The sequence below is a fragment of the Burkholderia sp. SIMBA_051 genome (assembly GCF_046534915.1).
Classification (GTDB): domain Bacteria; phylum Pseudomonadota; class Gammaproteobacteria; order Burkholderiales; family Burkholderiaceae; genus Burkholderia; species Burkholderia ambifaria.
In genome coordinates, this window is the sequence record NZ_JAWRXS010000166.1 from 1 (window position 1) to 294 (window position 294).

1 protein-coding gene is annotated in these 294 nt (G+C 47.3%); it reads right to left on the reverse strand.

Annotation, left to right across the window (positions count from 1 at the left end; all coding sequences use genetic code 11):
• The coding region (locus SB771_RS34025; protein ID WP_410721919.1) for a serine hydrolase at positions 1–294 on the reverse strand (294 nt) is incomplete at both ends.

Here is a 294-nt window from a genome sequence, read left to right on the forward strand (position 1 = left end):
GCAGCACTGCATAATTCTCTTACTGTCATGCCATCCGTAAGATGCTTTTCTGTGACTGGTGAGTACTCAACCAAGTCATTCTGAGAATAGTGTATGCGGCGACCGAGTTGCTCTTGCCCGGCGTCAATACGGGATAATACCGCGCCACATAGCAGAACTTTAAAAGTGCTCATCATTGGAAAACGTTCTTCGGGGCGAAAACTCTCAAGGATCTTACCGCTGTTGAGATCCAGTTCGATGTAACCCACTCGTGCACCCAACTGATCTTCAGCATCTTTTACTTTCACCAGCGTT